The 7,862-nt window shown below is 62.4% G+C and carries 4 protein-coding genes and 1 rRNA gene; 2 read left to right on the forward strand and 3 right to left on the reverse strand.

Features of this window, described 5'->3' with window-relative positions; translation table 11 throughout:
- Positions 1-254: 254 nt before the first annotated feature.
- Positions 255-2,798, reverse strand: a complete 2,544-nt coding sequence (locus AWH62_RS05330) for an autotransporter domain-containing protein (RefSeq protein WP_143742938.1) — start codon at positions 2,796-2,798, stop codon at positions 255-257.
- 324 nt (positions 2,799-3,122) lie between these two features.
- Between AWH62_RS05330 and katG the strand changes: the two genes are divergently transcribed.
- A complete protein-coding gene (gene katG / locus AWH62_RS05335) occupies positions 3,123-5,297 on the forward strand; it encodes a catalase/peroxidase HPI (protein WP_075189457.1) in 2,175 nt (724 codons plus the stop codon).
- Positions 5,298-5,607: 310 nt separating this feature from the next.
- Here the strand turns inward: katG and AWH62_RS05340 are convergent, their stop codons facing one another.
- On the reverse strand, positions 5,608-6,165 hold the full coding sequence (locus tag AWH62_RS05340; RefSeq protein WP_075189458.1) for a TetR/AcrR family transcriptional regulator: 558 nt from the start codon (positions 6,163-6,165) through the stop codon (positions 5,608-5,610).
- 128 nt (positions 6,166-6,293) lie between these two features.
- Between AWH62_RS05340 and AWH62_RS05345 the strand changes: the two genes are divergently transcribed.
- Positions 6,294-7,097 carry an SDR family oxidoreductase gene (locus AWH62_RS05345; protein ID WP_075189459.1) on the forward strand — a complete coding sequence of 268 codons (804 nt, stop codon included), beginning with the start codon at positions 6,294-6,296 and terminating at the stop codon, positions 7,095-7,097.
- Positions 7,098-7,779: 682 nt separating this feature from the next.
- On the opposite strand, the gene rrf is transcribed toward AWH62_RS05345, so the two are convergent.
- Positions 7,780-7,862: ribosomal RNA gene (gene rrf / locus AWH62_RS05350) — 5S ribosomal RNA — on the reverse strand; the annotation flags it as partial.

Genomic DNA, 7,862 nt, shown 5'->3' on the forward strand with positions numbered 1-7,862 from the left:
AGACCTAACCAGAGCGATCTATCTGGATTGCGTGGCCTGCCGCAAACGTCGGCAGTTCACGCCGGTCTTGGGACAGGAAAACTGGGGACACCGGAAAACTGGGACACAAAACTGGGGACACGTACCGTTTTACACGTGAGCCTCTATCCGACCGGGCACGGAGACCAAAACCACCAGGCCGGCCGGAACCGGTCGCAATGGTGCAGAAATGCGCACGCAGGGCAATGCAAAACGTCCGCGTCAGGCGACGGGCGTCAGAAGCGCCGGCTGATACTCAGCTGCGCGCCATGGCGCGGATCGGATCCGCGGCCGAAATCCGCGTTGAGACTGACCGCAATGACCGTCAGTGCATTCGGTTTCAGGCTGACGCCCAGATCCAGAGCGGCAAAGCCATCATCATGCGACGTATTCGGCACCTGGAATTGCGCCGATGGTGCGCCCTCCAGATCCGCATAGGCGAGCGCATTGCCGGCAGACATGTCCTGGTACCAGCCCAGCTCACTCTGTAATTCCAGGACACCCAGCGCGGTCGCGTGGCGGCCATCGACACGGCCACCCAGCCCGACAAGGGTCTCGTCAGCATCGCGCCCTGCCAGATGGGCATCAAAGGCACCCGAGCCCTGCTCGGTATAGCTGTCAAACCGGGCCCGCCCATGCTGGACCTGAAAGACCGGTCCGACCGACACAGCCCCCAGATCCATGGCCGCCCCAATTTCGAACCCGGCGCTGAACTGGTCCGCCTCGACACCCGCCTGAGCGACGTCGATTGCATCCCGAACGACCAATCGACGGCTCAGATCAAAGTCGAGCCAGCTGTTTGCGGCATAGGCCTGCCCGTACCAAGAGTCTTTGGCGAGACTGACATATCCCAACAGCGTGACCGCCTCCCCCTGGACGTGACTGCCATCCCGGCCTGCGCCATAGTCCGAAAAGCTGAAAGCAGCCCCGACCATCCCGTGTTGGGAGAGCCGGAAATCAATGCCCAGCGCGCCATGCCGCTCCTGAATGTCAAAGCGGTCATTGGGCAGCCGCGTGCTGCCCCATTGCTGGCGCAGATCGAAATAGGCCGTGGCCCGTTCGCTCAAGGCCACACCCGCCTCACCCGCACCCGCCGCGTCGCGCGCCAGCGAGCCACGTTGCGAGACCAGATCCGCCATGGCCCGGCTGATGCCGAAGCCGAGCCGGTCCATCGCAAATGTGTCGCTTGGAGACGCGCTTTGCAGGGCGTCTTGAAGACTGGCCAGATCCGGGCGGTAATCCAGCGCGTGCGCCAATTCCTGCAGACCGGCATCGCTGGCTCCGCCCGACAAGGCTGCGTCGAGGGCCGTGGCCACCGCCCTTTGCTGATCGGATCCGGCAAAAGACGCGTACGGCGCAGCTTGCAGCTCCACACCGATTGCGCTGTCAGTCACGCCCAGAACATAGGACAAAACCGGCGAGGGCGAAGGCGCAGTCAGGCTGGAATTATTGCTGGCAACACCGAAGGCCGTCTCAACCACCGTGAAACGCGATCCGCGCAAGGGCTGGTAGTTCGGGTCCAGATTAAGACGGATTTCAGCGTCGATATCGGCGCTGCCATAGACCATCAGGGTATCAATGCCCTCAGCCGACAGATCGACCTCGATCACACCGTCCCGCAGGAATAGGTCGCTTTCCAGATAGAGGGCTTCGCCGCCCACACCGTCCAGCCTCCCCGGGCGGATGGAACCGCCAAACATCACGGTATTCCCGCCCGCAAAGATCGCGCCGCTGCCGGACAGGTCCGTATTGCTCAAATAGAGATCGACCGTGTCGAGCAAGCCATCAACGCGGATATCGGAATTCATGAGGAAGGTTTCACCGGAGGCGACGTAGAGCAAGCCGCCCGGCTCGACCCAGGTTGAGCCCCCGGTCTGCAGCAAGGTATCGGTATCAAAGATGCCGGCGATCTGCAGGGCACCACCATTGATCACGGCCCCTTCCCAATCGAAATACACGCCGTCCGGCCCGACATAGGTCGAACCATCAGTCTGCATCAGCCAGTCGGTCAGGAGGCCGCCGAGAATGACCAGCTCGCCGCTGTTCAGCGTGATACCGCCTTCATAATCCGCCGAATAGTCGAAATAGAGCCCCTCCTCGGCAACCGTGAAGCGCCCGCCATTCAGGGTCATGGCCTCGGCCAGCAAAATACCGTCGAGATAGACTTCGCCGCCCTCCAGAGTCAGCCCGTCTTCCAGCTCCAGAAAGCCGTCCAAAGTAATATTCAGACGTCCGTCCGCATCCACAGTGGCGCTTTCAAACAGCTCATAACCATCCACAACGCGTTCACCGTCGGCGATCGTCAGCGCTTCACCGGTCGCGTCGAGGACCGGCTTGTCGGCGACGACCGACAAGGGTGCCTGCGAGGGGCGGCCAGCAAAGAGTCCGGCCCCCGGCGTCGGGTTCCGGTTGACGCGTTGCTCGTCATGCAGCGACACATCGCCGATATTCTCCCAAGGCGCCAGCCCGTCCTGGACCGTCCCCGCCGCATCACGGTTGCAATCGGCATTCCAGGTCTGGTGCGGAATATCCACCGCGACCCAGTCTCCCAGCAGATACTCAAGGCCACGCGCCGGGCGCACGATCTGCTGGACACACTGCCCGAGCCGTTCCGGCTCATACGGTGAATGGACCCAGAGATAGTCGACACGGTAGGTGTTGCCATTGCCGACCTCAGCTGAGCCGACATAGGTCACTACGAGCTCGTCCAGGTCGATAGATTGCGCCTGCGCACCCGATTGTGCCAGCGCCGCCAGAGCGAGCCCCGTACATCCAGTCAACCACCGGCATGGCGCCGCGAGAAATTTCCTGAAAACACTCGACATGACGTCCCCCGCTGGCAAATAACGCCGGCAGGCTAGTCCGGGGCCAAAAAATTTGAATACGACATTCATCGTATGCGCGCCCCAAAAAGCGGGCGCTCACCATAATTGGTGACGAAATTATTGGTGCCAGGCCCCACTTTCCACGCGGTCAATAGTGAAAACTTCTATACCGATCCACAATTAAATCGATTGGATCAATACATCTCCATCTGCGATAAAGGTGCCATCGAAAGCCCGACGCTCGGGTCCTGCAGAGCAATAATCCCTTGGGAGGAAATCATGGACGGCAATGATCCGAACAGTGGCGGCAAATGCCCCGTCATGCATGGTGGCAATACCGGGACCGGCAGCAGCGTCATGGCCTGGTGGCCACGCGCGCTCAATCTCGACATCCTGCACCAGCATGACCAAAAGCCGGACCCGATGGGGCCGGATTTTGACTATCACGAAGCGCTCAAATCGCTGGACGTGGAAGCCCTCAAAAAGGACATGCACGCCCTGTTGACCGAAAGCCAGGACTGGTGGCCGGCCGATTACGGTCATTATGGCGGCCTGATGATCCGCCTCGCTTGGCACTCGGCCGGCTCCTACCGCCTCGCCGACGGTCGTGGTGGCGGCGGTGCCGGCAATATCCGCTTCGCGCCGCTCAATTCCTGGCCGGACAATGGCAATCTGGACAAGGCGCGCCGCCTGCTCTGGCCGCTCAAGAAGAAATACGGCAATGCCGTCTCCTGGGCCGACCTCATCCTGCTGGCCGGCACGATTGCCTATGAAAACATGGGCCTGAAGACCTTCGGCTTCGGTTTTGGCCGCAAGGATATCTGGCATCCCGAAATCGACACCTATTGGGGTGCCGAGCAGGAATGGTTGGCCCCGTCTGACAGCCGCTATGACGATGTCGGCAAGCCGGACACCATGGAAAACCCGCTCGCTGCGGTGCAGATGGGCCTCATCTATGTCAATCCGGAAGGCGTGAACGGGACACCCGACCCGCTCAAGACAGCCGGCCAGGTGCGCGAGACCTTTGCCCGCATGGCCATGGATGATGCCGAAACCGCCGCTCTTACCTGTGGCGGCCACACCGTCGGCAAGGCGCACGGCAATGGCGATGCCGGGGCGCTCGGCGCCGAGCCCGAGGCCGGTGCGATCGAGAACCAGGGCTTTGGCTGGCTCAACCCGCATCTCGATGGCAAGGCGACCAATGCCGTCACCTCCGGTATTGAGGGCGCTTGGACCACCAATCCGACCCAATTCGACATGGGCTATTTCGAACTGCTGTTCGGCTATGAGTGGGAGCTGACCAAGAGCCCCGCCGGCGCCAATCAATGGCAGCCTATCGGTATCAAGGAAGAACACATGCCGGTCGATGCGACCGACCCTTCCGTGCGCCGCATGCCAATGATGACCGATGCCGACATGGCCATGAAAATGGACCCCGACTATCGCGCCATCTGCGAGAAATTCATGGCCGATCCGGCCTATTTCAAGGACACTTTCGCCCGCGCCTGGTTCAAGCTGACCCACCGCGACATGGGTCCCCGCGCCAATTATTTCGGTCCGGACGTCCCGAAAGAGGACCTAGTCTGGCAGGATCCTATCCCGGCCGGCCCGACGGGCTGGAATGTCGAAGCCGCGAAGAAAGCGATCGCCGACAGTGGTCTTTCCGTGTCCGACATGGTCACCACGGCCTGGGACAGCGCCCGCACCTTCCGCGGCTCGGACAAGCGCGGCGGCGCCAATGGCGCCCGCATCCGCCTCGCCCCGCAAAAGGACTGGGAGGGCAATGAGCCGGACCGTCTGGCCCGTGTGCTCGGCGTGCTTGAACCGATCGCCAACAAGGTCGGCGCCAGTGTCGCGGACATCATCGTGCTGGCCAGCAATGTCGGTATCGAACAGGCGGCCAAGGCGGCCGGTCATGCCGTCACTGTGCCCTTCACGCCGGGCCGCGGCGACGCCACGGATGAGATGACCGATGGCGACAGCTTTGAATCACTGGAACCGCTCGCTGACGGCTATCGCAACTGGGCCAAGGAGGATTATGTCGTCACGCCCGAGGAAATGCTCCTCGACCGGACCCAGCTCCTCGGCCTGACCGCGCCGGAAATGACCGTCCTGGTCGGCGGGATGCGGGTGCTGGGCACCAATCATGGTGGCACCAAGCATGGCGTCTTCACCGACCGCGAAGGCCAGCTGACGACCGACTTCTTCGTCAACCTGACCGACATGGCCTATTCATGGGATCCGGTCTCGAAATCGACCTATGAGATCCGTGACCGCGCCACGGGCAAAGCCAAATGGACTGCGACCCGGGCCGACCTGGTCTTCGGTTCGAATTCCATCCTGCGGGCCTATGCCGAGGTCTATGCCCAGGACGACAATGAAGCGAAATTCGTCAAGGATTTCGTCGCCGCCTGGACCAAGGTGATGGAAGCTGACCGGTTTGATGTGAATTAGCACCCGACCGGACTGACCAAGACTGAAAAGGGGCGGACCTGCCGGGTCCGCCCCCTTTTTTTTGCCGGGCGAGGTTGGAGGGCTTGGTGGACGGGCCAATGGGCTTGGGCCGTATGAGACCCGTCCTGTGCCACGCTGTGTGACGTCCGGACCCTAGCGCGGAACCGGCCATGGATCGCGTGTCAGCAGGGGACCGTATCCGCAGGCGGTTTGTGGTGGGGTTTGCGCCCGGGCGGGGGGGGAGCCAATCAGTAATCGTTGGCGCATTTCGTCCGCGCCGGGCTGGAAGTCGGTTTTGAAGCCAGGCCGATCAGACGCGCGCGGCCAGCAGAAATCCGATCACCCGGCGCATGCCGGCGGCGTAGGCGTCGGTGTCCCGAGCGCCCAGAAGCAGGCCCTTGGACGCCATCATCATGACATAGCCGGCCTCGCGGGCGGCCTCGTGACCAAACCGGCCCTCGCCTTCCAGCGCGGCCACCAGCGCGGTGGTGCAGGCCTCGTCCGGATCGGGGCGAAGACGGGCACGCGCCTGTTTGCCGAGTTCGAAGATTTCCGCGCCATGCGGCGCCGTCCTCAGGAATTCAACGCTCGAGCCCAGCCATTGGGCAAAGAACCCGGTCAGGCGGGAGGCGAGGTCGGCCGGTTTACCGTCCAGCGCGGCGAGCGCCGCCGCCTCGCTTTGCGTGACATAGCCATCAATGGCCCAGTCGAGCACGCCCTCCTTGCCGCCAAACCGGTTGTACAGCGTCTGGCGAGACACCCCGGCCGCACGGGCCAGATCATCCATCGAGGCCTTGCGAAAGCCGTAATGGCCGAAGGCCTCGAGCACGCGCAGATAGGTCGGGTCGCGGTCGGTCAGATGGGCCATGCTCGCCTTATACAAAACAGACAAAATTCGTCAATTGACGCCAAAGAAATTTACATTTAGTACAATAATTGTCCAACTCGCATAAGTCCTGCCCCCTTGATACCGGCGCCATTCGGAGATCGATTGCCATGACCAAATCCAAACCCACCGCCCTGATCACCGGTGCTTCATCGGGCATCGGCCTGGAACTGGCCCGCATTCACGCTGCGCGCGGCGGCGACCTCGTAATCACCGCCCGGCGGACCGATCGGCTCGACGCGCTCAAGGCGGAGCTGGAGGCCGCCCATAAGGTCACGGTCACCGTAATCGCCGGGGATCTGACCGATCCTCTCGCCCCTGCAGCGATTTACGACGCGGTCAAGGCAGCCGGTATCGAGATCGACTACCTGATCAATAATGCCGGTTTCGGCGGCCTCGGCCGCTATGACCAGATGGACTGGTCGCGTCATGAAAGCATGATCGCGGTCAATATCACCGCCCTGGCCAAGCTGACGCATCTCTTCCTGCCGGACTTCATCGCCCGCGGTTCGGGCCGGATCCTCAACGTGTCGTCCATCACCTCCCTCGTGCCCGGGCCGGGCCAGGCTGTCTATTACGCGTCGAAGGCCTTCGTGACGTATTTTTCCAATGCGATTGACCAGGAGGCGCGCCAATACGGCGTCACGTCGACGGCGCTTTTGCCCGGTTCCACGGCGACGGAGTTTCGCGATGTCGCCGGCCTGCAGGGCAATCCCCTGTTTGACCGCACCTTCACCGCACATGACGTCGCCCGGACCGGCTATCGCGGCATGCTAAAAGGCAAGCTCACCCTGCTCGCCGGGCTCAGCTTGGGCCAGCGCATCCAGATGGCCCTCCTGCCCTTCGCCCCCATGCGCAACAAGCTGCGCCTGATCCATGGCATGCAATTGCCGAAGGAAGCCGCGAAGGCGTGAGCCTGGCGGTAAAAGACCGGCACATGTCGATTGCCGGGCCGGACAAGGATCGGCCCGCCCCCGTCCAGCCGGTGTCTGCTTTTGGATGGGGCACCGGACAGTCTCCGCACCGGACCCCGCCGCACCTCCCTGGCCACCAGCGCGCGCAGCGGCCGGCAGGTGCGGGTTTGGGGGTAGATGCGGCGCGCGCTTCGCACGCCCGGCCATACATCCCTTGCCGGGAGTTCGCCGTATCCGGTTCTTGAGCCCAAGGGGCATGCCCGCGGAGCGGCGCCTGCGGCGCCCTTGACCTCAAGAACCGGATACGGCCCGCTGGCTGACAAGGGATTTATGGACGGTTACGCGCCGGGTGCGCGAACTACGAGCGCTTGTCACTTCGATCGCGAGATTTGAGGTTCTGACCCAGCCTGCTTCCAGACTACCGGAAAACTCCAATCCAAAACGATCTAGTTTCCTGGGGGCAGAGCACTCTTCGATGGACTCTACCATCCCCTGGCCGGAATTCACGGGGCTGGGTCAATCGGCCCGGATCACGGGGCTGGGTCAGCTTGAGCAATTGGAGACGTTGCGTGACGGGGCTTTGTTCCGGGCCTGGATCCGGACACAAAAGCGCCCCCGGCCATTTGGCTCGGGGGCGATTTGTATTTGGATATTTGTGGAGGATATTGGATCTATCGTGCAGACCGGGCAGCGACCTACTCTCCCACGCCTTAAGACGCAGTACCATCGGCGCTAGGGGTCTTAACGGCCGTGTTCGGGATGGGA

The sequence above is a fragment of the Maricaulis sp. W15 genome (assembly GCF_001924955.1).
Lineage (GTDB): Bacteria > Pseudomonadota > Alphaproteobacteria > Caulobacterales > Maricaulaceae > Maricaulis > Maricaulis maris.